The sequence below is a fragment of the Microlunatus ginsengisoli genome (genome assembly GCF_039537205.1).
Lineage (GTDB): Bacteria > Actinomycetota > Actinomycetes > Propionibacteriales > Propionibacteriaceae > Microlunatus > Microlunatus ginsengisoli.
On record NZ_BAABAB010000006.1, the window covers coordinates 78,541 to 104,463 of the forward strand.

21 protein-coding genes and 1 pseudogene are annotated in these 25,923 nt (G+C 71.9%); 11 read left to right on the forward strand and 11 right to left on the reverse strand.

All coding sequences use genetic code 11. The annotated features are described in order from the left end of the window. The first annotated feature begins 94 nt into the window (after positions 1-94). Complete coding sequence (locus ABD747_RS04220) at positions 95-910, forward strand: hypothetical protein (protein ID WP_344801845.1); 816 nt, start codon at positions 95-97, stop codon at positions 908-910. A 36-nt stretch (positions 911-946) separates the two neighbouring features. Here ABD747_RS04220 and disA read toward each other — a convergent pair whose 3' ends face one another. From disA to ABD747_RS04240, 5 genes and pseudogenes are all read right to left on the reverse strand, one after another. After that, complete coding sequence (gene disA, locus ABD747_RS04225; protein WP_344801846.1) at positions 947-2,008, reverse strand: DNA integrity scanning diadenylate cyclase DisA; 1,062 nt, start codon at positions 2,006-2,008, stop codon at positions 947-949. Between the two features lie 59 nt (positions 2,009-2,067). Further along, complete coding sequence (gene radA, locus ABD747_RS04230; RefSeq protein WP_344801847.1) at positions 2,068-3,555, reverse strand: DNA repair protein RadA; 1,488 nt, start codon at positions 3,553-3,555, stop codon at positions 2,068-2,070. A gap of 177 nt (positions 3,556-3,732) precedes the next feature. Continuing rightward, the gene (locus ABD747_RS26655; protein ID WP_425562478.1) at positions 3,733-3,918 is read right to left on the reverse strand and encodes an ATP-binding protein; all 186 of its coding nucleotides are present in this window, start codon (positions 3,916-3,918) and stop codon (positions 3,733-3,735) included. Between the two features lie 320 nt (positions 3,919-4,238). Further along, positions 4,239-5,012 (reverse strand): annotated as a pseudogene (locus ABD747_RS26660) (histidine kinase dimerization/phospho-acceptor domain-containing protein); the annotation flags it as partial. Next, positions 5,009-5,704 carry a response regulator transcription factor gene (locus tag ABD747_RS04240; protein ID WP_344801849.1) on the reverse strand — a complete coding sequence of 232 codons (696 nt, stop codon included), beginning with the start codon at positions 5,702-5,704 and terminating at the stop codon, positions 5,009-5,011. The gene ABD747_RS04240 and the pseudogene ABD747_RS26660, both read right to left, overlap by 4 nt. Before the next feature lie 345 nt (positions 5,705-6,049). On the opposite strand from ABD747_RS04240, the gene ABD747_RS04245 reads away from it, so the two are divergent. Genes ABD747_RS04245 through ABD747_RS04260 form a run of 4 tightly spaced genes read left to right on the forward strand, consistent with a single transcriptional unit; the run spans position 6,050 to position 9,366 of the window. Continuing rightward, positions 6,050-6,544, forward strand: a complete 495-nt coding sequence (locus ABD747_RS04245; protein ID WP_344801850.1) for a hypothetical protein — start codon at positions 6,050-6,052, stop codon at positions 6,542-6,544. Then, a complete protein-coding gene (locus ABD747_RS04250) occupies positions 6,544-7,980 on the forward strand; it encodes a ferredoxin reductase family protein (protein WP_344801851.1) in 1,437 nt (478 codons plus the stop codon). Before ABD747_RS04245 ends, ABD747_RS04250 begins: the two co-directional genes overlap by 1 nt. Before the next feature lie 4 nt (positions 7,981-7,984). Then, on the forward strand, positions 7,985-8,506 hold the full coding sequence (locus tag ABD747_RS04255; protein WP_344801852.1) for an FMN-binding protein: 522 nt from the start codon (positions 7,985-7,987) through the stop codon (positions 8,504-8,506). 2 nt (positions 8,507-8,508) lie between these two features. Further along, a complete protein-coding gene (locus tag ABD747_RS04260) occupies positions 8,509-9,366 on the forward strand; it encodes an FAD:protein FMN transferase (RefSeq protein WP_344801853.1) in 858 nt (285 codons plus the stop codon). On the opposite strand, the gene ABD747_RS04265 is transcribed toward ABD747_RS04260, so the two are convergent. After that, positions 9,335-9,970 (reverse strand): VOC family protein, encoded by a 636-nt coding sequence (locus ABD747_RS04265; RefSeq protein WP_344801854.1) that lies wholly within the window; start codon positions 9,968-9,970, stop codon positions 9,335-9,337. The two genes, ABD747_RS04260 and ABD747_RS04265, sit on opposite strands and share 32 nt — an antisense overlap. A gap of 56 nt (positions 9,971-10,026) precedes the next feature. Beyond that, positions 10,027-10,812, reverse strand: coding sequence for a hypothetical protein (locus ABD747_RS04270; protein WP_344801855.1), 786 nt, complete (start codon positions 10,810-10,812; stop codon positions 10,027-10,029). Between the two features lie 1,147 nt (positions 10,813-11,959). Here ABD747_RS04270 and ABD747_RS04275 point away from each other — a divergent pair. From ABD747_RS04275 to ABD747_RS04300, 6 genes are all read left to right on the forward strand, one after another. Beyond that, positions 11,960-14,983, forward strand: coding sequence for a glycosyl hydrolase (locus ABD747_RS04275; protein WP_344801856.1), 3,024 nt, complete (start codon positions 11,960-11,962; stop codon positions 14,981-14,983). A gap of 136 nt (positions 14,984-15,119) precedes the next feature. Beyond that, a complete protein-coding gene (locus ABD747_RS04280) occupies positions 15,120-18,401 on the forward strand; it encodes a BTAD domain-containing putative transcriptional regulator (RefSeq protein WP_344801857.1) in 3,282 nt (1,093 codons plus the stop codon). Positions 18,402-18,449: 48 nt separating this feature from the next. Next, the gene (locus tag ABD747_RS04285) at positions 18,450-19,574 is read left to right on the forward strand and encodes a pyridoxamine 5'-phosphate oxidase family protein (protein ID WP_344801858.1); all 1,125 of its coding nucleotides are present in this window, start codon (positions 18,450-18,452) and stop codon (positions 19,572-19,574) included. A 112-nt stretch (positions 19,575-19,686) separates the two neighbouring features. Next, positions 19,687-20,520: a sugar phosphate isomerase/epimerase family protein gene (locus tag ABD747_RS04290; protein WP_344802031.1), complete on the forward strand. Its 834-nt coding sequence runs from the start codon at positions 19,687-19,689 to the stop codon at positions 20,518-20,520. A 4-nt stretch (positions 20,521-20,524) separates the two neighbouring features. After that, entirely contained in the window at positions 20,525-21,454 is a 930-nt protein-coding gene (locus ABD747_RS04295) for a proline dehydrogenase family protein (RefSeq protein WP_344801859.1), read from the forward strand. Between the two features lie 161 nt (positions 21,455-21,615). Continuing rightward, a complete protein-coding gene (locus tag ABD747_RS04300) occupies positions 21,616-22,479 on the forward strand; it encodes an endonuclease domain-containing protein (protein ID WP_344801860.1) in 864 nt (287 codons plus the stop codon). A gap of 75 nt (positions 22,480-22,554) precedes the next feature. Here ABD747_RS04300 and glpX read toward each other — a convergent pair whose 3' ends face one another. From glpX to ABD747_RS04320, 4 genes are all read right to left on the reverse strand, one after another. Continuing rightward, the gene (gene glpX / locus ABD747_RS04305; protein ID WP_344801861.1) at positions 22,555-23,565 is read right to left on the reverse strand and encodes a class II fructose-bisphosphatase; all 1,011 of its coding nucleotides are present in this window, start codon (positions 23,563-23,565) and stop codon (positions 22,555-22,557) included. 90 nt (positions 23,566-23,655) lie between these two features. Continuing rightward, positions 23,656-24,456: a CPBP family intramembrane glutamic endopeptidase gene (locus ABD747_RS04310; RefSeq protein WP_425562479.1), complete on the reverse strand. Its 801-nt coding sequence runs from the start codon at positions 24,454-24,456 to the stop codon at positions 23,656-23,658. A gap of 53 nt (positions 24,457-24,509) precedes the next feature. Continuing rightward, complete coding sequence (locus ABD747_RS04315; protein WP_344801862.1) at positions 24,510-25,283, reverse strand: SRPBCC family protein; 774 nt, start codon at positions 25,281-25,283, stop codon at positions 24,510-24,512. A 7-nt stretch (positions 25,284-25,290) separates the two neighbouring features. Next, on the reverse strand, positions 25,291-25,887 hold the full coding sequence (locus tag ABD747_RS04320; RefSeq protein WP_344801863.1) for an ArsR/SmtB family transcription factor: 597 nt from the start codon (positions 25,885-25,887) through the stop codon (positions 25,291-25,293). Positions 25,888-25,923: the final 36 nt, after the last annotated feature.

Genomic DNA, 25,923 nt, shown 5'->3' on the forward strand with positions numbered 1-25,923 from the left:
CGATTCAGGCTGCGACGGCGCTCGTCACGGTCCGGTCACGGCCGCGACGGCGTGGCAGCCGGACCCGGCGCGATCGGCTGCCTACCATGCCGCCATGAGCGGTGTTCTGCACCCCGTCGGTCCGGAGCCTCCGCAGGTGTACTGGGTCCGCCGCGTCCTCGTGCTCGCGGCCGCGGCGATAGCGCTGGTCCTGGTCATCGCCATCGTGGTGAACCTCAACAGCGCGGCCAACGCGACCGGTCCGGAGGCCGTGCCGGCTCCCGCCGCCGACGTGTCGAGCACGCCGCCGCCGACCTCGACCGCGCCGGCGATCGTGGCCACGCCCTCAGGCGAGCCGAGCGGCGCTCGGTCCTCCAGCGTCGCGGCCAGCCCGGCCCCTGCCCTGTCCTCGGCACAGATCGCGAGTCCGGGCGGGGCCTCGGGCTCGGCCAAGCCGTCCTCGTCCGGTACGTCCTCGTCCGGTTCGTCCTCGGGCACGAAGGATGCCGCGAAGCCGCCGGCGAAGGGCTCACCGGCCGAGGTCGCCGCGTGCAACCCGGCCCAGCTGCGGCCCACCCTGACCGGCCCGCAGAACGTGAAGGTGAAGGCCAAGGCGAACCTCGATCTGTCGCTGATCAACGGCGGCGCGACGACCTGTCAGCTCCGCCTGACGCCGGCGAACTTCGTGCTCACCATCTATTCCGGCAAGGACCGGATCTGGAGCACCGCCGACTGCGCCGACCTGGTCAGGCCGACCACGGTGAAGATCGCCCGCGAGGACGCGTACGAGTGGCGGATCGTCTGGGACGGTCGGCGGTCGAAGAAGAGCTGCCAGACCCGGCCGGAGATCCCGCGGGCCGGGACGTACGTCGCCACCGCCCAGTTCACCGGCGCCGATCCGGTGAAGTTCCGGATGTTCCTGCACACGTAGGCCCCGGGTACGAGCCGCTGGCCGGTTCCGGATGGGTCAGTCGAGCTGCTCGCTGTAGGCGGCGTCGGCCAGCCGGACGAGCCCGTCCCGGATGATCCGGGCGCGACTCTCGCCGACGCCGTCGACCTCCTGCAGGTCGGCGGCACTGGCCGCGAACAAGCCCTGCAGGCCACCGAAGTGCTCCAGCAGTCGCACGCCCAGCGCGGGCGGGATCCGGCTCAGCTGCCCGACCTGCCGATAGCCGCGGGTGACGATCCGCCCGTCCGAGTGCGGTCCCAGACCGATCATCCGGCCGACCGTCGGCGCATCCAGCAACTCCGTCGTGCTCAGCCCGGCCAGCAGCGTGAGCCCGAAGTCGGACTCCCCGTCGGGTCGGTAGTCGCGCTCCAGCAGCTCGCGCAGCTCCTCCACGCCGGCGCTCAGCTCGATCAGTTGCAGGCTCAGCAACCGGCCATCCGTGCCGAGCTCGAGCACGTACTCCTCCAGCTCGTGCTGCAGCCGGCGCACCATCTCGATCTGCTGGGCGACCAGCGCCACATCGCGGACGATGACCTGGTCGTGCACCTCCAGCGCCGACAACCGGTTGGTCAACTCGCTCAACCGGTTGCGGTAGCGCTCCAGGGTCTGCAGCGCCTGGTTGGCCCGCGCCAGGATCTGCTCCGAGTGCTCGACCACGCGCCGCTTGCCGCCGGCATAGAGCGAGATCGTCGACATGGACGCCGACACGGTGACGACCGGGACTCCGGTCTGCTGGGCGACGCGATCCGCGGTCCGGTGCCGGGTGCCGGTCTCGATCGTCTCCAGCGCCGGATCCGGCATCAGTTGCACCCCGGCCCGGACGATCCTGAACCGGCCGACGTCCAGCACGATCGCGCCGTCCATCTTGGCGAGCTCACGCAGCGCCGTCGCGGTGAACGGCACGTCCAGCACGAAGCCGCCCGTGCACAGCTGGATCACGTCGCGGGTGTTGCCGAGCACGACCAGCGCGCCCGTCCGCCCGCGCAGGATCCGCTCGAACCCCTCGCGCAACGGCGTTCCCGGCGCCATCGACGCCAGATAGCCGAGCATGGCATCGGGTGGCGGCTGGTCCAGCGGCACCCGGCATCCTCCTGGTCGGCGATTCGCCGCTCCCGAGAGCCCGGGGGCGGCTGCTCAGCTCATCCTACGGCGGCATCGGCGACCTCCCCGAGCGAGCCGAGGCGATGGTGGTCGTCCGGGGCGCTGCGGTCGGCCGGACGTTCGAACCGTAACGCGGCGAGCGCGTGCACGATGGTAGGTGCGGGATGCAACCGCAGGCCGTGCCCGATCTGCGGCCGCGACCGCTGTCCGTGCTGGCTGTCCGGCCGGCCGGACTGCGCTGGGTCGTGCGGGTCCGCGGGCACGACCGCGTCGGTGAACCCGAGCCGGGCCGCCTCGGCGAGCCGGCGGTCGAGGCCGGGCACCCGTCGCAGCTCGCCGGCCAGCCCGACCTCGCCGATGGCGACGAAACCGGCCGGCACGATCGCGTTCAGTGCGGCCGACGCGACCGCGACGGCGATCGCCAGGTCCGCCGAGGGGTCGGCCACCCGCGCGCCGCCGACGGTCGAGACGTACACGTCCTGGCCGGCCAGGCCCATCCGAGCCCGTCGCTGCAGGACCGCAAGCACCATCGCCACCCGGCTGGAGTCGAGCCCGTGCACGGTACGGCGCGGCACCTGCAGCGCCGACGAGGCAACCAACGCCTGGAGCTCGGCCGGCAGCGGCCGCCGGCCCTCCATGGTGACCCCGATGCAGGTGCCGGAGACCGGCGTCGCGTGCTGGCTGGTGAACAGACCGGACGGGTCGGGCACCTCGACGATGCCCTGCTCGGACAGCTCGAAGCAGCCGACCTCGTCGGCCGGCCCGAACCGGTTCTTGGTGGCGCGCACCATCCGGAAGCCGGAGGGCCGGTCGCCGTCGAAGGCCAGCACGACGTCGACCAGGTGCTCCAGCAACCGAGGCCCCGCGATCGCCCCGTCCTTGGTGACGTGACCGACGATCATCACCGCCATCCCGCGCCGCTTGGCCACCCGGACCAGGGCGCCGGTCACCTCGCGCACCTGGCTGACCCCGCCCGGCGCCCCGTCGGCCTCGGCCGTGCCGATCGTCTGGACCGAGTCGACCACCAGCAGCGACGGCTCGACCTCCTCGATGTGGCCGAGCACCGTGCCGAGATCGGTCTCGGCGGCCAGATAGAGCTCGTCGGCCAGCGCGTTGGTCCGGCCGGCGCGCAGCCGGACCTGCGCCGCGGACTCCTCACCACTCACGTACAGCGTCCGGCGTCTCGCCCGTGCCCAGCGGGCGGCGACCTCGAGCAGCAGCGTGGACTTGCCCACGCCCGGCTCGCCCGCCAGCAGGACCACCGCGCCGGGCACCAGCCCGCCGCCGAGGACCCGGTCCAGCTCACCGACCCCGGTCAGCGCCCGATCGGCGGCCTGCGCGCTGACCTCGGCGATCGGCACCGCCTTGCTGACCGGACGCGACGACGCAATAGTGGCGAGCTTCGGTGCGCCGGCCTCCGCCACGCTGCCCCAGGTCTGGCACTCCCCGCACCGCCCCACCCAGCGACCGGTGGTCCAACCACACTCGCTGCACCGATATCCCGGTCGTGCCGCTGCCTTCGCCATGGCCGAGAGGCTACGCAAGCCCTCCGACAGTCGTTCGGGTCCGGTTCCTCCCGGACATCTTCGGATCCTCTGTGAAACGTCGGATCCGCTGCAACGGATCCGATGCGTCGCAGGGGATCCGAAGATCCGTGGTGCGGATCCGGACGACGCTGGGCCCGGAAGCTGCCCGCCCCCGGATCAGCGACGCGGGCCCGAGCGCGGGATCCGCAGGGTCAGCACCGCACCGTGCTGCCCGACCTGGTTGGCGGCCGAGATGGTGCCGTCGTGAGCCTCTGCGATCTCGGCCACCAGAGCCAGGCCCAGACCGTAGTGGCGGCGACCCGGAGCGGCCGTGGACCGGCTGCCGGAGAAGCGCTCGAACATGGTCGGGCGACGCCGGCGGCGATGCCGGCGCCGTCGTCGCGGACCTCGACCACGGCGTCGGAGCCTGCGGTGAAGACCTCCACCTGCACCGTACGCCGAGCGTGCGAGATCGCGTTGTCCAGCAACGCGATGACGGCGCGCAGCAGGGCGGCGCGATTCGCTGCGTCCAGCCCGACCAGCTCGCCGCCGGCGGTGACGATCTCGATGCCGCTGCTCGCGGCGAAGGCTTTCGCCGCCTCGGCGGCCTCGCGGACCACCGCGGTCAGCTCGACCGGCCCGAGATCGGCGCTGGTCCGGGTATCCGCGGCGGCGAGCAGGTCCTCCAGCACCGACGTCAGGTTGGCCGCGTCGGCGACCAGACCGGCCGCGTCCTGCTCGAGGCTCGCCCGAGTCGAGTCGTCAGGGGTGCGGCGCAGCCGGCGCGCCATCAGCTGGGCCCGGGTGCTCAGCAGGGTCAGCGGGGTCCGCAGCTCGTGACTCGCGTCCGCGACGAACCGGCGCTGCAGCGCGAGTGCCTCCGCCATCGGCCGCACCGCGCGCCGCGCGAGCCAGGCCGAGCCGGCGACGGCGATGACCAGCCCGATGCCGCCGGCCAGGGCGATCGCGCGGAGCAGTCGGAACAGCTCACCCCGCTGCTCGCCGACATCCAGCACCGCCTGCACGGTGTCGTCCCCGTGCTGCGCGGTCCGGACCGCGTAGCGGCGTCCCGAGACGGTGACCGTTCGCTGGTCGATGCCCCCGGTCGCCCGAACCGCGGCCATGATGCCGCGATCGGGCAGCCCGGCGGGCATGCCGGTCGAGGTCCGGATGCCGCCGGGATCGACGATCGCAACTCTGACGGAACCGAGATCGGGCCGGTCGTCCCGGTCGTGGTCCGGGCGGCCGCCGGTGCCGTGACTGGCGGCGATCGCGTCGTCGAGCAGGCTCACGGTCTGCGCCTGCTGACTGCGCACGACGGTGAACACGACGATGCCCGCCACCACGAGCAGACAGGCGAGAAACAGCAGGCCGATCTGGAGGCCGAGCCGCCAGGCGGCCCGGCCGAGCAGCTCCCGGTCGTCGCGAGCGACACCCGCGCGGCTGCGGCGGCTCATCCGCTGCCGAGCTGATAGCCCACACCGCGCACGGTCCGGATCACGCCCCGCCCGAGCTTGCGCCGCAGGTAGTGCACGTAGGTGTCGACCACCCCGCCGTCACCGGCGTCGCCGAACACCAGCTCGCACAGGTCGCGTCGACCGAAGACCTGGCGTGGCCTTCGAGCGAGCAAGATCAGCAGCTCGGTCTCGCGTTCGGACAACGTCACCTCGTGACCGTCGTCGGCGATGACGCTCCGGGACTCCAGGATCAGGCGGCCACCCGGGACGGGCAGCTCGGCGGCCCGATCGGCGTGCCGACGCAGCAGCGCCCGGAGCCGTGCCAGCAGCTCGTCGACATCGAACGGCTTCGTCAGGTAGTCCTCCGCTCCCGCGTCGAGGCCGTCGATCCGATCGCGCGTCTGGCCGAGCGCTGAGAGGATGAGGACGGGCGTGCCGATGCCCCGCGATCGGAGCCGACCGAGCAGATCGAGCCCGTCGATCGCCGGCAGCCCGCGGTCCAGCACGATGGCGTCGAACCGGTCGCCCAGCCCGAGATGCAGGCCGCGCTGCCCGTCCCGCGCAGCCTCCACCCGATAGCCCTCGAGCTCGAGCAGCTCGATCAGCATCGTGCAGAGCTGCGGGTCGTCCTCGATCACCAGCACGCGCGCTCCCAGGGGGCGCGGCGAGGGTGGCTCGTTCGGTTCGGCCATCGTCACCCATCCCTCCCGGATCGCGCCGCCGTCGACGTCTGCTCCCTCGTCCCGCGACCTCGCCATCTTCTCGCTCGGAGCGCGGGACGCGTCTGGACGCGGGAGCATCTGTCGTCCAGCACGCTCTCCGCCGCGTGATCGTTCCGGACGTGGCGGATCCGATCCGGTCGACACGACAACCTCCCGCAGATTTCTTCGATCTTTCTGAGTACGGCGCCGATCAGCCCCAGAGGCACCGTGACAGCCGATGCCGAGTGGGCAGACAGCCTGCGGACAGGTTGCTCTGAGAAACCTCTGAGCTGTCGCTTGCACCATGTGTGTCGACGAAGGGGATGGGAGACGCAGGTGAGCGAGCTGACGCCGCGACACAGCGGTTCGCGCTGGGAGCCGAGCCGCGATCCGTTCACGCCGGGCGGGTCGCCGGGCCGGTCACCAGATCGGGCCGCCGCCGAGCCCACCGTGCCGATCCCGGCGGCTGCCATGTCGCCCGCCGCCAGCTCGCCGGACGCGGTCCGCACCGCAACCGATCCGGACGACCGCGCCGACCGGCGAGGCTCGGCGCTGGTCGTGGTGAGCGTGGTTGCCGTCCTCACTCTGCTGCTCACCGGCGGCTGGTTGTGGTTGGCACCTCAGCTGCGGCACGGCGATGACCCGAGTACTGCAAGCAGCCAGGCGCCGTCGGCCGGGGGACCGGACGGCCGGACCGGACCCGGGTTCGGTCACGACCGGCCCCACCGGGATCGAGACGGCGACCGCGGCCAGCGGCCGCGGACCTTCGGGGACGAACAAGGCTCCGACGGAGCCGGGTCGGGCGCCGGCGGATCGTCCGGGGGTGCCTGATGGCCGGCCTGTTCGTCACCGATGCCGCGGCGCCTGCCCAGGTCGCACCGGCCCGGCCGAACCATCGTCGCCGGGTCGGTCCGCTCGGGGTCCGCGCCCGGAGTGATCGGCGGGTGCGGGTGGTCAGCGCGATGTCGCTGTGGGCGGCCCTGCTGCTGGTGACGTACTGGTGGGATGCCGACGGCGGGATCCGTGACCTGGCCGGCTGGGCGTCCACGCTGACCTCGACGGGCCGGCTCACCGGCCTGTGGTCGGCGCAACTGCTGCTGGCTCAGGTGCTGCTGATGGCCCGGCTGCCCGTGCTGGAGAACGCGTACGGCCGGGACCGGCTGACCCGGATCCATCGGATCGTGGGGTTCACCTCGTTCACGCTGATGGTGGCGCACATCGTGCTGATCATCGGCGGGTACGCCTCGGCCCAGTGGTCGGCCGTGCTCGGCACGAGCTGGGACCTGCTCACCGACTACGGCGGTGTGCTGCTGGCCGCGGCCGGCACGATCTGCCTGATCATGGTCGTGGTGACCAGCCTCCGGGCCGCCCGGCGCCGGCTGCGCTACGAGTCGTGGCACCTGCTGCACCTGTACGCCTACCTCGGTGTCGGGCTCGCGCTGCCGCACCAGCTGTGGACCGGGCAGGAGTTCCTCCAGTCCCGCGGCGCCACCGTCTATTGGTGGACGATCTGGGCGGCCACGGCTGCGGCGGTGCTGGTCTGGCGGATCGGGCTTCCGGTGGCCCGCAGCCTGAGCCACGGTCTGCGCGTCACCTCGGTCGTGCCGGAGGCACCCGGCGTCGTCTCGGTCTATCTCACCGGCCGCTGGCTGGCCCGGCTGCCGCTGGAGGCCGGTCAGTTTCTGAACGTACGCTTCCTGTCCGGAGCGGGCTGGACGCGGGCGAACCCGTACTCGATCTCCGCCGCGCCGGACGGGCACAGCATCCGGATCACCGCGAAGGTCGTCGGCGACGGCAGCCGCCGGCTGCTCGGTCTCCGGCCGGGCACCCGGCTGATCTTCGAGGGGCCGTACGGACGGCTCGGCGACCGGGCCCGGGATCGGCACCGGGTGCTGCTGATGGGCGCCGGGGTGGGCATCACCCCGCTGCGCGCGCTGGCCGAGGGGCTGGACTACCGGCCGGGGGAGGCCGTCGTGCTGCAGCGCTTCTCCGACCGGCCGTTGTTCGCCGCCGAGTTCGACGTGCTGCGGCGCGAGCGCGGACTGCAGGTGATCTTCCTGCCAGGACGGCGTACGTCAGCCCGGAGCGTGCTCGGTCCGGCGGCCGGCAACTCGGAGCTGGCCGCACTGCGGCACTGGGTCCCCGACCTGGCCGAACGGGAGGTCTTCCTGTGCGGGCCCGACCCGTGGACCAACGCCGCAGTCGGGCTCTGCCGGGCCGCGGGCGTACCCGAGGACCGGATCCACACGGAAAGATTTGGATGGTGACACGATGAAGCGCATCGTGATCTGGCTGGCCGCGACCGTGACCATCGTCGTCCTGCTGTTCGGCTACCACACCTCGACCAACCGCACCGACTCGGTGACCGCGCCGGCCCCCGTCACCTCCGGCTCGTCGGGCTCGGGCTCGTCCGACTCGGGCTCGTCCGGCTCCGGGTCCTCCGGGTCCTCCGGCTCCGGCGGTTCGGGCTCCACGGGCTCCGGCTCGACCGGGTCCGGGTCGAGCGGGTCGTCGAGCTCGAAGACCTACACCGGGTCGGTGGCGCAGACCCGGTGGGGACCGGTCCAGGTCGAGATCACGGTCAAGAGCGGGAAGATCACCAAGGTCGACGTGGTCCAGTACCCCGACGGCAACCAGCACGACGCCGAGATCAACGACTACGCGCTGCCGGTCCTGGTGCAGGAGACGATCAAGGCGCAGAGCGCCGACATCGACATGGTCAGCGGGGCGACCGTGACCAGCGACGGGTACGTCCGCTCGCTCCAGGCCGCACTCGACGAGGCCGGGATCTGATCATGATCCGCACCAGCCCGCCGAACGCGACCGCGGCCGCTCCGCACGCCGGCACCGAGGATGGCATCCATCGCGAGGTCGAGCACGTGATGGGAATGCCGATCAGTCTTGCCCTGCGCGGCCGCCAGGCTCGCTCCACCGCCGGGCGTCAGGCCTGGCGCGCGGTCGTCGCGGAGCTGCGCGAGATCGACGCTGTGTTCAGTACGTATCGCGCGGAGTCCTTCGTCGGCCGGCTCGGACGCGGCGAGATCGCCGTCGAGGACTGTCCGGCGCTGGTGGCGGAGGTGCTCGAGCTCGGCCGTCGGGCCGAGCTGGAGTCCGCCGGTGCCTTCTCGATCATGCTTCCCGACGGTCGCGGCGGTCGCCGGCTCGACCCGAGCGGCGTGGTCAAGGGCTGGGCAGCCCAGCGTGCCGCCGCCCAGCTGGCCGGCCTGGACGACACCGACTTCTGCCTGTCCGCGGGCGGCGACCTGATCTGCCGGGTCGCGGACCCCGGCCGGCCCGCCTGGCGGGTCGGGATCGAGGACCCGTGCGACGTGGACCGGGTGCTGGCCGTCGTCCCGGTCCGTTGCGGCGCCGTCGCTACCTCGGGCTCGGCCCGCCGGGGCAGCCACATCCTCGATCCTCGCACCGGCGGCGCCGCGGACGGACCCGCCTCGGTCACCGTGATCGGTCACGACCTCACCTGGGCCGACATCGACGCCACCGCCGCATTCGTGCACGGCGACCGGGCCGCCGACTGGCTCCGCACCAGGTCGCTGATCAGCGCCATGGTCGTCCGGCGCGACGGCTCCACCGTCGTGGTGGACGGACGCGAGTCGGCGTCCGCTAGATCCGGACCATCCCCCGCTGGCCGCTGAAGACGGCGGCCGCGATCCCCGGCACGTCGTCGGGCGCGGTCCAGGCGACGTCTACGTCGTCCAGCGCGCTGTCGGTCTTGCCGCCGAGCCACTCGTCCAGCCGGTCCCGCTCGCCCGCGATCTCCACGCTCAACAGCTCGACCGCGCCGCCACCCACCGACGGGTGCATGCCCGGGCCGCTGATCCACTGCACGAAGAAGGGCAGCTGCGGATCGTTCTGCAGGTCGCGCACGCCCAGCTGGAGCCATTCCAGCACCCGACCGTCCGGCAGGTGCCGCAGTCCGAGCACGGGCGTACGTCCGATCCGCTGCTGCATGACGCCCAGATCGTCCACGGCGACGACCCAGCCGAGCCAGCCGCCGCCGGCGGCGGAGCGGGCGCGAACCGCCTGACCGAACGGTGCCTTGTCGGCGGACGGATGATCAAGCACGGCGACGATCTCCAGATAGCGGCCGCCGGCCAGCGGCAGGATCCGGTTGACGGTGCCGAACCGGGGGTGGAAGCCGCCGTCGGTGAAGACCGCGCCGAGCTGCCGGCCCAGCTGATCTGCCGTCGCGTCCAGCCCCTCGGGGCCGGCTGCGTACGACAGGTGGTCCAGGCGCATGCCCTCATTGTGGCGGGGCCCGATCCGGAGCGGTGGCCAGGGTCGGCGGAGCCGGCTCAGCGGCGTTTGCTACGGCGCTTCGGATCGGCGGCGTGTCGCATGCCCTTGCCGCGCCGGGTCTCGAACTCAGCGCACAGGTCGACCAGCATCGCGTAGGCAGGTGCGCCCATCAGCGCCAGCAGCTCGTCCCGGCTCGACCGGTACACCGGCTCGGTGGCGTGGTGTGCCTCGGTATTGGAGGTGCAGTACCAGTCCAGGTCGTGACCGCCGGGGCCCCAGCCCTCGCGGCCGTACTCGCCGATGGTGACTTCGGTGTACGTCGTCTCGTCGGCCCGGGTGACGGTACGGAACTGCCGCCGCAACGGCAGCTGCCAGCACACGTCCGGCTTGGTCTCGGTGATCGGCCGCCCCTGCCGCAACGCGAGCAGGTGCAGCGCGCAGCCGCCGCCGGCCGGAAAGTCCGGGCGGTTGAGGAAGATGCAGGCGCCGTCCACGACTCGTGTCTTGCGGGCCGGCTCCTCGCCCTCGCCGACCTGCTCGGGGTGCTCCAGCTCGACCCAGCCGTGCGCCTTGCCCTCCTTGCGGTACTGCCACAACTCGCCGGTCAGCTTCTTCACCGACCTGGCGACCCGCGCCTCGTCGTCCGCGTCGGCGAAGTGCGCGCCCAGGGTGCAGCAGCCGTCGTCGGGGCGGTCGGCGTAGATGCCGCGGCAGCCCTGACCGAAGATGCACGACCAGAACGAGGTGAGCCAGGTGAGGTCGCAGCGGAAGACCTGATCGGCGTCGTCGGGATCGACGAACTCGACGAAGGCGCGAGGGAAGGGCAGCAGCACCTCTGGCACCGGCTCAGCCTAGTGGGACGTACGAATGTGTTCGGGTTGGTTGGGACCACACGAGGCCGTGCACCCCCGGGCCGGGTCGACCTGGGCCCGCGCCGACCTGGGCCACGGCCGACCTGGGCCCGGGTCGCGCGGTGCCGGGTCGAGCGGTTCCGGGTCGAGCGGTTCCGGGTCGCTCCCGCCCCGTCCACGTTGGCTTGGGTCCCGCGTCACTTCGCGCATATTAGTGCTACTTCGCGCGTCGGGGACGGTGAGCGAAGTCGCGGTTCGGTGCGCGAAGTGGGCGCGGCCGGGCCGACCATCGCTGCGACGACTGGCTTCGAGGACGCATCGGCTCGTGAGGGGCGTTTGGGAGCGTTCGGGTGCGCCGAGTGTCGCGAATCGACCCGGGAAAGTTGCGGAAAGCGCTTACTTTGGGCGTTCTGCGCCGGGCGAGGTCGATTGCGACACCAGCGGCGCCACTCCCTGACCAGCCTGTGCTCGCTGCGATCGTCGTCTCGCCCGGCCCGCCTCCCTGTGCCTATCTGGCCCGTGCCCCGGCGTTGCACTGGGACGGCTCGGCGCTTCGTCGCATTCTGTTGTTGCGGCTCGCCAGTTCGCCCGCGTTCTGCTCGGCGGCTCGCCACTTCGCGCACGTTGGTGCTACTTCGCGCGTCGGGGACGGTGAGCGAAGTCGCGGTTCGGTGCGCGAAGTGGGGATGGCCGGGCGGGGCAGACCGGTCGCGAGCGGGGATGGCCGGGGCCGGCGCACGGCTTGCGAGCGGCCGACCTGGGCGCGCCGGTTGCGAGTGGGGCTGGCTGGGCAGACGGGTCGCGATGGGGACGGGGCGGGCCGGCCGGGCGGTGCCGAGCTGGGAAGGTGACGGTGTGCCCGACCGGGTCGATGAGGGCCGAGGCGGCGACCCGGCCGGGATCCTTGTGAGGGTTCGCATCCGACCATCGGCGCGACCGACCCGAGGTGACAAGTCCCAACTCGGATACGAAATGGGCAACACGTTGACGTACGTCACATGTGAGGTTACGGTGACGTTAACGTCGTGAGAGCGCTCCCACGGCGTCTCACATCTCCTCCGTTCCACCCCTCGTACCACCCTTCGCACCACCCGTTTCCCCCCGTACGCGCCCTTGTCTCCCTCCCCCAGGAGTACCCGTGCCATCACCGCAGATCGGCCTGCCCGGAAACCGGCCGTCAGCATCCTGTCCGACCCGCACCACCCGGTTGCGCCGAGCTCCGGTGGCGGTGCTCAGTGCGATCGCCCTGGTCCTCGCCTCGTTGATCGCGGTCGGTAGCCAGCAGGCGGCCTCGGCGGCGACCGTCGGCGCCGGCTCGTATACGACGACGCTGCCCGCCGGCCAGTCGCTGCCGACCGGATGCGGTGACATCTCGACGAATCCACGGCAGTGGGTCACCTCCAACGCCCCGTCCGGCGCGGTGCCGACCAACGACTGGTGGTCCTCGATCCTGTTCAAGAAGACCGACTGCGCGTTCGGCGAACCGATGTTCGCCCACCCGGCGGCCTACGACAGCTATCCCGGCGGGATCGGCATCTCCTACACCACCACGCCGGTGATCACCGGCACGTCCAACGGGGTCGGTGAGTACAAGTTCCCCTACACCCGTGACGTCTTGGTGGGTGTGGCCGGGTTGAACGCCCCGAACGTGAAGGTCGACGGCTGGTCGGACTGGACCGTGTCGCCGATCTGGAGCGATGGCGCCCGGACGCTGCGCGCCACGATCGGGCACGGGCTGCCGATGTCGTACTACACCGTCTCCGGCGGCAACGCCCAGCTGAGCGTCGACGGCACGCCGCGGGTCTGGCTGAACAGCGGCACCAAGATCGGCTTCAGCATCCGCGATCATGACTACGTGGCGTACGCGCCGGCCGGCTCGTCCTGGAACGTCTCCGGCACCGTGATCACCTCGTCGTTGAACGGAAAGAACTACTTCACCGTCGCCGTGCTGCCGACCACCGCGAGCAGCACCGACAGCCAGCGCACCGACCTGGCCGGCACGTACGGGACCTACGCCTACGCCCACGTCACCGGCACCAAGATCAGCTACAACTACGACCAGGCGACCGGCACGGTCACCTCGACGTACGGCTTCACCACCACACCGAAGGAAGGCAGCCAGACCAAGACCGTGGTCTCGCTCTATCCGCACCAGTGGAAGGCGCTCAGCGGCGCGACGCCGATCAGCCAGACCTACGCCTCGCCCCGCGGCACCATGAAGACCCTGGTCGGCGTTCCGTCGTTCACCACGAAGATGAAGTTCCACGGCATCCTGCCCGAGCTGCCCGCCGTGGCCGACGGCGCGGGCGCCGACAAGTCCACCCTGGTGAACTATCTGAACCAGGTGGCGAACGATCCGGCCGGCGAGCAGAAGCCGGACACCTACTGGGCCGGCAAGGGCCTCGGTCGCTCGGCCCGGATCGCCGAGATCGCCGACCTGGTAGGGGAGACCGGCACCCGGGACAAGGCGCTGGCCGCGATGAAGTCGACCCTGACGAACTGGCTCACGGCGTCGTCCGGGGAGACCGATCACCTGTTCTACTACGACAAGAACTGGGGGACCTTGATCGGCTACGACGCCAGCTACGGATCCGACCAGGAGCTGAACGACCACCACTTCCACTACGGCTACTTCATCGCCGCGGCGGCGACGCTGGCGAAGTTCGACCCGAACTGGGCCAAGTCCACGCAGTACGGCGGCATGATCGATCTGCTGATCCGGGATGCGAACAACTACGACCGTTCCGACACCCGGTTCCCGTACCTGCGCGACTTCGACATCTATGCCGGTCACGACTGGGCCTCCGGCCACGGGTCGTTCGCCTCCGGCAACAACCAGGAGTCCAGCTCGGAGGGGATGAACTTCGCCGGCGCGCTGATCCAGTGGGGCCAGGCGACCGGGAACACCGCGGTCCGCGACGCCGGGATCTACATCTACACCACCCAGGCGGCGGCGATCGACGACTACTGGTTCGACGTCGACAACACCACCTTCCCGAAGAACTTCGGGCACAGCGCGGTCGGCATGGTCTGGGGCGACGGCGGCGCGTACGCCACCTGGTTCAGCGCCGACCCGGAGAAGATCCAGGGCATCAACCAGCTTCCGATCACCGGCAGCCATCTCTACCTGGGTTGGAATCCGAGCTACAACAAGATCAACTACGACGAGATCGTCCGCAACCGCGGCGGTGAACCGACGGCCTGGCAGGACATCTTGTGGGAGTTCCTGGCACTCGGTGACGGCGATCTGGCGCTGAGCAAGTTCAAGGCCAATCCCAACTTCGTCTCCGAGGAGGGCGAGACGAAGGCGCATACCTACCACTGGATCGACAACCTGGCCAAGCTCGGCAACGTGGATGCCTCGCTCACCGCGAACTACCCGCTCGCGGCGGCGTTCACGAAGTCCGGCAAGAAGACGTACGTCGTCTCCAACATCGCCACCTCCGCGCTCACGGTGACCTTCTCCGACGGCACCAAGGTGACCGCCCCGGCCGGCAAGACGGTCGCGGCGGGCGCGCAGAGCTGGAGTGGCGGTAACGCCGGCGCCAACCCCACCAGCCCGCCGCCGACGAGCACACCGACCGCGACGCCGACGAGCACGCCGACGGCGACGCCGACCGGCACGCCGACGGGCACGCCCACGTCGACCCCGACCGGCACGCCCACGTCGACGCCCACCGGCAGCCCGACGAGCCCGCCCGTGCCCGGCAAGCTCTACCTGCGCTCGGACGGATCGGCCGGCGGATCACAGTCGGCGGCAGCGGTGACCCTGCCCGCCGCCAACTGCCAGTGCGACGGGACACCCACCAACGCCAAGACCTTCACCGCCAGCGGGGTGAGCGCGACCCTGACCGGAGCCCCGACGTTCGACCTGTTCGTCGACGCCGGCACGGGGGTCGGCAGCGCAACCCAGGTGCGGATCTCTTACGACCTCACGGGCAACGGCAGCTGGGACCGGGTGGAGACCTATCGCTACTTCCCGACCGACCCGATCCCCGGCTACGAGCACTACACCCAGAACCAGCAGCTGCTGAGCTCGACCGGCACCCTGGGCAACCTGAGCGGCGGCAAGATCAAGATCGAGGTGTGGAGCGCGATCGGCAACCAGCCGACCACGCTCGGCGTCGGCAACCAGTCGGTGGTCACGCTGGCCGCCGGATAGTAGTCGCCCTTCGACGAGCTCAGCGCGCGTTGCTGCGCGCTGAGCTTGTCGACGAGCGCAGGACAGGCTCTGTCGAAGGCGTCGCGTTCAGGGCGCAGGTGATGACGGACGAACGGCGGCTCCTAAGATCGCCACCGTGCGGCTCAACCTGCTCGGTCCGACCGAGCTCGTCGCCGACGGCGGGGAGTCGATCAATCCCGGGCCGCCCAAGCAGCGAGCGCTGCTCACGGCGCTCGCCGTCCACCCCGATCGGATGCTCTCGGTCGACGCGCTGGTCGACCGGCTGTGGGACGGCGAGCCGCCGCCGTCGGCGGTCGGCAGCCTGCAGGTCTATGTCTCCAACCTGCGCCGCGTGCTCGAGCCGGAGCGGGCGGGCCGCGCCGAGCCGCGGGTGCTGGTCAGCGTCGGCGACGGCTATGCGCTGCGCACCCAGACGCTCGGGCTGGACGTCCGCGAGCTCGAGCGTCGGGTGCGAGCGGCCGCAGACGGGCTGGCCGAGGCATCCACCAGCGGGCGGCTGCGCGCGCGGGACGAGATCGACGCTGCGCTGGCGCTGTGGCGTGGCGACGCGTTGTGGGACGTCCGGGCCGCGTCCTGGGCGCAGCCGGAGATCGGTCGGCTGGACGAGCTCCGGCTGACCGGGCGAGAGCTCCGGGCCCGAGCGCTGCTGGAACTCGGTCGCGTCGACGAGGCCCTGCCGCAGCTGGAGTCGCTGGTCACCGATCAGCCGCTCCGCGAGGGTGCCTGGGAGCTGCTCGCCCGCGGCTATGCGGCCGCGGGTCGACAGGCCGACGCGCTCGCTGCGATCCGCCGGGTTCGAGCCGTGCTGGCCGATGAGCTCGGCCTCGATCCGGGACCGGAGCTGCAGCGGCTCGAGTCCGCGATCTTGCGGCGAGACGACGTCGGGCCGAGCGCCCCGGTCCGGGTCCAGCGGCCGAACCCCACCGGGCCGAGGCCGGCGCCGGCCGGCGCGGTGTTCGTCGGCCGCGAGGACGAACTGGCCGGGCTCGGAGAGCTCGTGGCCCTGACCTCGACGGGCGGCTCGGCGACCGTGCTGGTGGACGGCGAGCCGGGTGCCGGCAAGACCACCCTGGTCGAGCACGCCACCGGCCGCGCGGCGACTCCGGTGCTGTGGGGTCGTTGCCCCGACCACGACACCGCGCCGGCACTGCGTCCCTGGGAACAGGTCCTCGACGAGCTCGCGCGGCTCGACCCCGGGGTGCAGCGCAGGTCGATCGGCGAAGCGGCCGCGACGTACGACGCCGAGGGCTCGCGGTTGCGCTGGTTCGACTCCGTCGCCGCCCAGCTCGGCCGGTCCGGTCCGTTGATCGTGGTGATCGACGATCTCCATGCCGCCGACGAGGCGAGCATCCGGCTGTTCGCCCATCTCGCGGACGCCCACGTCGAGGGGCTGCTGCTGGTCGGCACGTATCGCCGGCGTGAGGCGGCGCGGCTGACCGGCGCGCTGGCCGGCCTGGCGCGCAGCGGTGCGCTGGGGATCTCCCTCGGCGGGCTGTCGGCCGAGGACGTACGAGCCGTGCTGACCACCGTCGGCGGCGCCGACCCCGGGGCCGAGGCCGCGGCCACGGTGCTGGCCCGGACGGGCGGCAACGCGTTCTTCGTCGGCGAGCTGGCCCGGGCCGGCGGCGAGGTGCCGCCCGGGGTCAGCGACGTCGTTCTGGCGCGGGTGCAGCGGCTGGGGCCCGCGGCGGTGGCAGCGCTGGAGTGTGCCGCGGTGGTCGGCGAGGTGTTCGAGCCGTGGCTCGTGGCGGAGGTCTCGGGGCAACCGATCGCCGACACGATCGAGGCCCTGGACGCCGCCGAAGCCGTCGGGCTGCTCCGGCCCGGCGGCGAGGGCACCAGGCTGCGGTTCAGTCATGCGCTGGTGATCGACGCTTTGCTGGATCGCCGGTCCGCCGGTTGGCGCGCGCTGCACCACGAGCGCTGCGCCGCCGCGCTGACCCGCAGCCGCGGTGATCGCGTCGACCAGCATGCGGTGATCGCCCGGCATTGGCTGGCGGCAGCAGAACTCGGACCCGAGCCGGCCGGCGCGGCGGCCGACTTCTGCGCCCTGGCGGCGGAGTCGGCGCTGCGGCGACATGCGGCGGAGGACGCCGCCGCGCTGTTCGAGCAGGCCATCGCGGCGTCGCTGCTCGCCGGGCGGCCCGCCGCCGGCCGTTGCGACCTGTCTGTCGGGCTGGCCCGGGCGCGCTACGCCGCGGGGGAGTACGACGCCGGCTGGGCGGCGGTCTCGGCCGCGCTCGATCTGGCCGACGACGATCCGGTTCGAATGATCCGTGCCGTCGACGTGTCGATCTCCTTCGGCGTCTGGATCCCGTGGCGGGTCAGCACCGTGCCCGGCCGGCTGCTCCCCGAGGTCGAGGCGGCGCTGGAGCGGCTGCCCGCCGGATCGCCGATCTGGGCGCTCGGTCAGGCGTGCCGGGGTGTGTTGCTGGCCGCGAGCGGTCGAGAGGCCGAGGTGCTGGCCGCCGCCGACGCCGCCCTCGGTGCAGACCTCGCATGGACCGAGCCCGGCCTGGCGCTGCGGATCCGGCACCTGCGCCTGATCGGTCTGCGCGGCCAGGACTTCATGGCCGAACGGGCGGCGGCCGCTGCCGACCTGCGCGCCCAGCCCGGTCTGTCGCCCACGTTGCGCGCGATCGCCGACCTGTGTCTGGCCAGCCACGAGGTCGAACAGGGCCGGCTGCCGGCGGCGCTGCCGTCGTTCGAGGCGGTCGAGCGGCAGGCTCGGGAACTGCGCGATCCCGCCCTGCTGCGGCAGATCGGCGGCACCCGAGCAGGCCTGGAGATCTTCGCCGGCCGGCACGCGGCGGCGCTGGGCTTGTTGGACGGCCTGAGCACCGGTGGCCCGCCCTATCGGATCGGCAGCGCACCGGAGTCGCGGGCGTTCGCGGTCTCCGAGGTCGCGCAGCGCTGCCTGGCGATGTGGGAGCTCGGCCGGCTGGACGAGATCGTCGATGTCGCGGAGTCGGTCTATGCCGCGACTCGGCTGGCGGGCCAGGCGCACCTGCTCGGGCTCTGCCTGCTCCAGCGCGACGCGGACGGCGATCGGCAGCGGGCCCGGAGCCTGCTGCACGCCACGCCGATGCCACCTCGGGACTTCACCTGGCTGACCGCGGCCCTCACCAGGCTGCAGCTCGCGGTCGCGCTCGGTGAGCGCGGCGTGATCGCGGACTCCCGAGACGCCCTGGCGCCATTCTCCGGGGGGCTGTGCGTCAACGGCGTCACCTCCTCGATCATCGGGGCGTACGACGGGCATCTGGGTGAGGCGGAGCTGGCTCTCGGCGAGCTCGACGCCGCCCGGGACCGGCTCGCCGCGGCCGTCGACCTGCTCGAGCGCAACGGTGGGGCGTACTGGCTGGAGCGGGCGCGCCAAGCGCTCGCCAAGTGCGGCTAAAGAGCGCTTCGCCAACCTGGTGGTCAGCCGATCAGCAGGAGGGAAATCATGATCATCGACTGGCAGTCCGCGGTACCCGGCGTCCGGCCGCCGTCAGCGCCGCCCACTCCGGCGTGGCCGGTCGAGCTGACCGGGGTGTTCGCCGACACTCTTGCCTGCGAGTACGCCTCGCTGACCGGAGACGGACGGCCGGTGACCTGGGCCGTCACGCCGTACGTCGGCGAGCGCACCCTCGACGTCTCGACCGGTCTCAGCTACCCGCAGAAGGCCGAGCGCGCGCGGCGGAACCCGCGGATCGCCCTGCTGTTCTCCGATCTGTCCGGACGGACCGGTGACGACACCACCGTCGTGCTCGTCGAGGGGCTGGCCGATGTCCGCGACGCGGACCTGCAGGCCAATACCGACCGGTACGTCCGCGAGTCCCTGGCCCGCGGTCAGGGACTTCAGGGGCAGCCGTGGTGGGTGCTGAAGCGGATGGGGTGGTACTTCGCCCGGATCTGGGTCGGCCTCACCCCGATCCGCGTGACCTGGTGGCCCGACGGCCGGCTGGACCAGGGCCCGCGGGTCTGGGAACCGGTCGTCCCGCCGATCGCACCGCCCTCGGACCCACGACCGGCACCCACACCCGCCGCGGTACCGGCGTCGGAACCGGCCCCGGGACCACGACGTCCCGGCTCCTCGGTCGTCCTCCACGGCGGGGCGCGGCGCCTCGGGTCCGGCCGGCAGCCGGGACCGTCACGGGCGCCGGTGGACTGGCGGCCGTTCGCGGATCGGGCCGCGCGGTTGGGCACACCGGTGGTCACGATGGTCGCGCACGGCGGCCCGCTGCCGTTGCGCGCCGTGTCGGCCGAGCGCACCGAGCACGGCTACCGGCTCGTGCTCCCCGCCGGGACCGATCCGCTGCCCGGACCGGTGTGCCTGACGTTCCACCGGGTCGGAGCGGGACTGGCCTGGCAGGAGAACGTCGTGCTGGTCGGATCGGGCGTCCCGGCCGGCGGTTCGCTGGACGTCGTCGTCGAGCGGCCGCTGACGGACTGGAGCCTGCCGGCGGGCGGCGCGGTGCAGCGGATCCGGGCGTTCACCGGGCCGAGCCGGCGACTGCGTCGGCGGCTGGCGATCGAGGCCGCGCGCCGCGGCCAGCCGGTGCCGACGGTCCGGCGAGTCGGCGGGTGAGCCAGCCACGACCCGCTCGCCCGCCCGCCGCGGGCCGGCTCAGGCTAGGCTGGAGGGCGTGTCCGATGCGGTGGCGACCACCCAGCCGGCGCCGGCCAACGCCCTGATCAAGGTGCCGCCGGCCAAGGTCGGACTGTCCACGTCCTCGGTCTATCCCGAGACCACGTCCAGCGCGTTCGAGCTGGCCCGCCGGCTGGGCTATGACGGGGTCGAGCTGATGGTCGGTATCGACCCGGTGGCCGCCGACATCGACGCGGTGGAGAAGCTGCGCGACTATCACGGGGTGCCGGTGCTGTCGGTGCACTCGCCGTGCCTGCTGATCACCCAGCGGGTCTGGGGGACCGACCCGTGGGCCAAGCTCGAGCGGTCCGCCGAGGCCGCGGTCCGGTTGGGCGCGCCGGTCGTGGTCGTCCACCCGCCGTTCCGCTGGCAGCGCGACTACGGACGTACCTTCGTGGCGGGCGTCAAGCGGCTCAACGAGACCACCGGCGTGACCTTCTGCGTCGAGAACATGTACCCCTGGCGCACGCCCGGGGGCGAGTTGAAGGCGTACGTCCCGGGCTGGGACCCGACCCAGGAGGACTACTCCGACCTGACGCTGGATTTCTCCCACGCCTCGACGGCCAACCAGCAGTCGCTCGAGCTGGCGAAGGCGTGGGGCTCCCGGTTGCGGCACGTGCACCTGACCGACGGGCACGGGTCGATGAAGGACGAGCACCTGGTGCCCGGCCGGGGCGACCAGCGCGCCGGTGAGGTGCTCGGCTTCCTGGCCGCGAACGACTTCGACGGGCACGTGGTCTTGGAGGTGAACTCGCGCAAGAGCGAGTCGCGGGCCCAGCGAGAGGCGGACCTGGCCGAGTCGCTGGCGTTCGCCCGGCTGCATCTGGCCGCACCGGTCCAGGCCCACTACGCCGTGGACAGCAGCGGCGTCACCAGCGCGGTCTGATCACGTGCTGCGACGGGCGCTGCTGGCTGTCTCGCACAGTGCCGCGATCCGGAAGGGGATCACCTCGGCCCCGGTGACCCGGGACGTGGTGGAGCGCTATGTGGCCGGCGATCGGACCGAGGACGCGCTCGCGGTCGCCGCCCGGCTGGTCGGTGCGGGCCTGTCGGTGACCGTCGACCACCTCGGCGAGGACACCCTGGACCGGGCGCAGGCGGACGCCGTCGTCGGCGCGTACGCCGCACTGCTCGCCGGCCTGACCGACGCCGGGCTGGCGAAGGACTGCGAGGTCTCGGTCAAGCTGACCGCGCTCGGCCTCGCGCTCGGCGCCGACGGCCGGGCGATCGCGCTGGAGAACGCCCTCCGGATCTGTGCCGCCGCCCGCGAGGCCGGCACCACGGTCACCATCGACATGGAGGACCACACCACCACCGACGTCACGCTGGAGGTCGTCGCGGAGCTGCGGCGCGACTTCGCCGACACCGGGGCCGTCGTGCAGGCGTACCTGGTCCGGACCGAGGCCGACTGCCGGGACCTGGCCGCGGCCGGCTCGCGGGTACGGCTGTGCAAGGGCGCCTACAACGAGCCGTCCTCGGTCGCCTTCACCGACCGGCACGAGGTCGACAGGTCCTACGTCCGGTGCCTGCGGGTGCTGATCGAGGGCGCCGGCAAGCCGCTGATCGCCACCCACGACCCGACGCTGATCGACATCGCGACGGCGCTGCTGGCCCGCGCCCGGCGCGCTCCGGACAGCTACGAGTTCCAGATGCTCTACGGGATCCGTCCTGCCGAGCAACAGCGGCTGGCCAACGCCGGCCACCCGATGCGGGTCTATCTGCCCTACGGCACCGACTGGTACGGCTACCTCGTCCGCCGGTTGGCCGAGCGTCCGGCGAACCTGACCTTCTTCGCGCGCAGCCTGGTCTCCCGCGGCTGACGCATTTCGGGCGCTCGAAGCGCTGCCGTCGGCCACCGTCCGCCCTTGCGAGGATCGAGCGCCCGAAATGCGTCGTCCACAGGTCGAGCCTCCGTCGAACCGTTGTCCACAGATCTGGCGCCCACCCGGCACGCGGAGCCCGTTCTCCGCAGTGTCTGGATGTGAAACCACACAGCGAGATCACCGCGCTCCTGGACCGGCACGGTCTGGTCGTGCGCAAGGAGCACCCGCACCTGTCGCGGTCGCTGCAGCGCCGAGCGCAGGCGGGCGAACTGGTCGCGATCCTGCCGGGGGTCTACACGGTTCCCGAACTGTCCCGCGACCCGGCGACCCTGGTGCTCGCGGTGAGCCGGGCCCACCGGGAGACCGTCTTCACCGGGGCCACCGCGGCACGGCTGAGCTACTGGCCCGAGGTGCGCTGGCCGTCGGTGTCCGCGGCGACCGGGCGGCCGCGAGTTCGCTCGCCCGGGTTGGTCTGGGAGCGACGCCGCATCCCGGCGCAACTGATCACGGTCCGCGGCGGCTTGAGCCTCACGGTTCCCTCACTCACCGCCTTGGACCTGTCCGATCTGGAGCACACCGAGTCGCTGGACGTGGCGCTACGGAGGCGGGTCGTGACCGTGGACTCGCTCCGCGAGGCGCTCGAGCTGACGGCCTACCGGCGCGGCAACGCGAGTCGGTGGGCGGTGACGCTCGACTCGTGCAGCGGAGGCTGGTCCTATCCGGAGCGCGTGGGGCATCGACTGCTGCGTGCGGCAAAGATCACGGGATGGATCGCCAACTACCCGTTCCGAACCGCGGGCGGCGACCTCTATTACATCGACATCGCGTTCGATCGGATCAGGCTGGCGATCGAGATCGACGGGCGCATCCACGCCACCGACCTCGGTGTCTTCGAGTCGGATCGGTGGCGCCAGAATGCGCTGGTCGGGGCCGGCTGGCGGGTGCTCCGGTTCACCTACTCGATGGTGCTCGACCATCCCGAGGTCTTCATCGCCACGATCCGGCAGGAGCTGCGGGGCTGATGTCGCATTTCGGGCGCTCGAGCGTCCGTCAGGCGGTGACTGGGGACGACAGCAGGTTCGAGCGCTCGAAATGCGTCAGTCGTCCGATCTGCCCGCCTCGATCGCGCGCTGGACCTTCTCCAGCACATGGGTGCTCTCGACCACCCGGACCGTGCCGGACTTGGAGCGCATCACGATCGACTGGGTGCTGGCGCCCGCGGCGCTGTAGCGGACGCCGCGGAGCAGGTAGCCGTCGGTGATCCCGGTCGCCACGAAGAACGTGTTGTCGCCCCGGACCAGGTCGTTGGTGTGCAGCACCCGGCCGAGCTCGTGGCCGGCGTCGAGAGCTTTGCGGGTCTCGGCCTCGTCCTTGGGGGCCAGCTTCGCCTGGATGGCGCCACCCATCGCCTTCATCGCGCACGCGGTGATGATGCCCTCGGGGGTGCCGCCCGAGCCGAGCAGCAGGTCGATCCCGGATCCCTCGCGGGCGGCGGCGATGGAGCCGGCCACGTCGCCGTCCGAGATCAGCCGGGTCCGCGCCCCCGTCGCCCGCACCTGCGCGATCAGCTCGGCATGCCGCGGCCGGTCCAGGATGCACACGGTCACGTCGGAGGGCTTGCCGCCCATCGCCTTCGCCACCGCGAGCACGTTGTGCTCGACCGGTGCGTCGATGTCCACCGCCCCGGCCGCGGACGGGCCGGTGACCAGCTTCTCCATGTAGAAGACCGCGTGCGGGTCGTACATGCTGCCGCGATCGGAGGCCGCCATCACCGCGATCGCGTTCGGGATCCCCTTGGCCAGCAGGGTGGTGCCGTCCACCGGGTCGACCGCGATGTCGTATCCCGGTCCGGTGCCGTCGCCGACCTCCTCGCCGTTGTAGAGCATCGGCGCCTCGTCCTTCTCGCCCTCGCCGATCACCACGACGCCGCGCATTGCCACGCTCCCGATGCTGAAGCGCATCGCGTCGACGGCGGCCTGGTCGCCGCTCTCCTTCTCACCGCGACCCACCCAGCGGCCGGCGGCCATCGCCGCCGCCTCGGTCACCCGCATCAGCTCCAGCCCGAGGTTGCGGTCGGGCAGCTGGTAGCGGACCGTGGCTTCGCTCATGACGGGGACTCCTTCGATGTGACTGGTGTTTGTCCGGACATTCTATCCGGCCCGGTTGACCGATCCGTGAACCGCCGACGACCGATGCGATTACAGCCAGGACACGTGGGGGGCGACCAGGGCGTACCCGACGAAGGCGACCACGTCCAGCAACGTGTGCGCCACCACCAGCGGGCCGACCCGCTTCCAGCGCAGATAGATCAGCCCGAACACCACTCCCATGATCATGTTCCCGACGAAGCCGCCGAAGCCCTGATAGAGGTGATAGGAGCCGCGGATCACCGCGGAGAAGGCGATCACCGCCACGATCGGCCAGCGCAGCTGGCGCAGCCGGGTGAACAGGAAGCCGATCATGATCACCTCCTCCAGGATCGCGTTCTGGGCGGCGGAGAGCACGAGCACCGGGATCGTCCACCACGTGCTGGCCAGGGCGGATGCCTGGACCTCGGTGTTCAGCCCGAGCGCCCGCGCGCCCAGATAGAGACCGAGGCCCGGAATGCCGATGCAGGCCGCGATCACCACCCCGAACCAGGCGTCGAAGCCGGGCCGGCGCAGGTCGAACCCGATCGTTGCGCCGGCCGGCCGGTTCGTGCGGTCCAGCAGATAGAACGCGAGCAGCACCGGCACCAGCGCAAAGCCGATGTTGACCAGCTGGTAGGTCAGGTCGAGCCAGGGACGGTCCGGGGTGACGGACTGGTTGAGGGTCGAGCTCTGCTGACCCAGCGGCTGCGGCCGGGTGAGCCGCTCGATGATCCGGAGCAGGGCGTACACGCCGGACTGGCCGAGCGAGATCGCCAGCACAATGAAGACCTCGTAGCCGAGCCGCGGCGGCGCGTCGCCCAACGCCGCTTCGGTCGGGAGCACAGGCCGTTCCGCGTCGTACGCCGTCACGGACCCATCTTCGCCGACCCGGGACGGTGCCGGGCGGTGAACTTCGGCCGGGATCAGTCGCCGGGTTGCTCGGGGTGCCGGGCCGACCACCACGCGGCCCAGGCGGACTCCACCTCGGCCTGTTCGGACTCGCCGAGGCCGTACGTGCTGACGATCGCCATCGAGCTGACCGCCGTGCCCGGCTCGGGCCCGGGCTTGTCGGCCAGCACGACCAGGCCGGGGCCGTACGCGTCGACCACGAAGCCGAGCTGGCCGTCGGTGTCCAGCCAGGTCGCGCCGGAGGCCGGGGGTGCCGGATCGGCCGCCCACAGGTCCTGGATCCGGGGCCCGGGCTCGCCGGACCAGGACCGGAACACCGTACGGCGGTCCACCCCGCGGTGCCGCTCGACGGCGAACTTCAGCTGGGCCAGGAAGCTGATCCAGCCCTCGGTGATGTCGTCGTACATCGCGTCCCAGTCCGCATTGACCCCGCGCGGGCCGCGGGTGATCCGGACCACGGTCTCCTCCGGTCCGGCCGCCGTGACGTCGAAGCGATCGCCGAGATCCTCGGCGCCGGGTTCCGGCCAGCCCTTCGAGCGGATCACGTGCGCCTCGTCGTCGGCCTCGGAGTGCTGCCGGTAGATGAAGTCGATCTCGGCGTCGAGCGACGGGTCCTCCCAGCCGTGCCAGCGCCTGATCAGCTCGGGGTCTCGCAGGTGCGGCCAGACCACGTCGATCGGGCTCGCCACGGTCACCTCGATCACCGGGCGATCCTGATCCGCGACCACGCGGACGGCCGAGACGGTCGGGCTGGTGGGTCGGCTCTGGTCCTCGGGCATGGTCGTCATCTCCTGATCAGGCGGCACCGGTGGGCGCGGGGGCGGCGGCGGGATGGCCGCCGATCGTGACGGCGTAGCGGCGCCCGCCGTCGGTGTGAAAGCGGTCGGCCACTGCGGCCAGGGCGGCCGCGAGCTCGTCGGTGAACCGGTGGACGTCGACCGGATCGGCGAAGGCGACCTCGGTCTCGACGGTGAAGGTGAGCAGCCGGCGGCCCTGCTGCGCGGCCGCTGCCTGCATCCGGGTGACCTCCCGGACCGTGCGCCCGGCCGCCGCGATCAGGTGCTCCGCCGCATTGCGGTCACCGGTCGCCACCCGTCCGCTCGCGCCGCTCCCTACCGGCTCGAGCACCGCGGGATCGACCACCAGAGGTCCGGTGCGGCGCAGCACCCGTTCGGTGCAGCCGCGGCGTTGCCGCACCTCGACCAGCTCGATCAGGCCGAGCTGTTCGAGGATCCGCAGGTGGTAGTTGATCTTCTGCCGGGACAGCCCGAGCAGCGGAGCCAGCCGGGTCGCCGACGACGGCTCGGTCAAGGCGGCGAGCACCCTTCGCCGGACCGGGGAGAGAGCGCCCGCGAGCTCGACCGGATCCTCCACCAGCCGGACCGCGCTCATGGTCGTCAGTCTGGCTATTGACAAGAATAGTTGTCA

What these genes read in the sequence shown, in the direction of transcription:
- ABD747_RS04220 (WP_344801845.1), top strand. Translation starts at nt 95, where the DNA reads ATGAGCGGTGTTCTGCACCCCGTCGGTCCGGAGCCTCCGCAGGTGTAC.
- ABD747_RS04255 (WP_344801852.1), top strand. Translation starts at nt 7,985, where the DNA reads ATGAAGCGCATCGTGATCTGGCTGGCCGCGACCGTGACCATCGTCGTC.
- ABD747_RS04320 (WP_344801863.1), bottom strand. Translation starts at nt 25,887, where the DNA reads ATGAGCGCGGTCCGGCTGGTGGAGGATCCGGTCGAGCTCGCGGGCGCT.
- ABD747_RS26655 (WP_425562478.1), bottom strand. Translation starts at nt 3,918, where the DNA reads ATGTTCGAGCGCTTCTCCGGCAGCCGGTCCACGGCCGCTCCGGGTCGC.
- ABD747_RS04285 (WP_344801858.1), top strand. Translation starts at nt 18,450, where the DNA reads ATGATCATCGACTGGCAGTCCGCGGTACCCGGCGTCCGGCCGCCGTCA.
- ABD747_RS04265 (WP_344801854.1), bottom strand. Translation starts at nt 9,970, where the DNA reads ATGCGCCTGGACCACCTGTCGTACGCAGCCGGCCCCGAGGGGCTGGAC.
- radA (WP_344801847.1), bottom strand. Translation starts at nt 3,555, where the DNA reads ATGGCGAAGGCAGCGGCACGACCGGGATATCGGTGCAGCGAGTGTGGT.
- glpX (WP_344801861.1), bottom strand. Translation starts at nt 23,565, where the DNA reads ATGAGCGAAGCCACGGTCCGCTACCAGCTGCCCGACCGCAACCTCGGG.
- ABD747_RS04240 (WP_344801849.1), bottom strand. Translation starts at nt 5,704, where the DNA reads ATGGCCGAACCGAACGAGCCACCCTCGCCGCGCCCCCTGGGAGCGCGC.
- ABD747_RS04250 (WP_344801851.1), top strand. Translation starts at nt 6,544, where the DNA reads ATGGCCGGCCTGTTCGTCACCGATGCCGCGGCGCCTGCCCAGGTCGCA.
- ABD747_RS04260 (WP_344801853.1), top strand. Translation starts at nt 8,509, where the DNA reads ATGATCCGCACCAGCCCGCCGAACGCGACCGCGGCCGCTCCGCACGCC.
- ABD747_RS04315 (WP_344801862.1), bottom strand. Translation starts at nt 25,283, where the DNA reads ATGACGACCATGCCCGAGGACCAGAGCCGACCCACCAGCCCGACCGTC.